Origin of the sequence: Microbacterium thalli (assembly GCF_028737325.1) — a bacterium.
Classification (GTDB): domain Bacteria; phylum Actinomycetota; class Actinomycetes; order Actinomycetales; family Microbacteriaceae; genus Microbacterium; species Microbacterium thalli.
Window position 1 is genome coordinate 1 of the sequence record NZ_JAQZCH010000021.1, and the last position, 266, is coordinate 266.

Consider the following 266-nt stretch of genomic DNA (forward strand, 5'->3'; position numbering starts at 1 on the left):
GCCACGGCGATCACTGGCTCGCCGCATCCCGCTACGTGCGAGCGCACGAGGGTGACTGGGCCGGGGCGCTCAACGCGCACGCGCTATGAGACACCGAGGATGCTGCGCAGAGCCTCCGTATAATCCTCGAACGCGCGGCGTCCCTCTTTCGTCAGGGACAGATAAGTGACCGGCGTTCGCCCCCGATGGGTCTTCTCGACCGTGAGGTAGGAGGCCTCCTCGAGCTTGCGCACATGAGTGGAGAGGTTGCCGGCTGTCATGTCGAG

The 266-nt window shown here is 65.4% G+C and carries 1 protein-coding gene; it reads right to left on the minus strand.

Going from position 1 to position 266, the window contains the following annotated elements; genetic code table 11:
- Positions 1 to 83: 83 nt before the first annotated feature.
- Positions 84 to 266 (minus strand): transcriptional regulator (locus PUW82_RS15095; protein ID WP_274223133.1); only part of this gene is annotated, 183 nt, incomplete at its 5' end.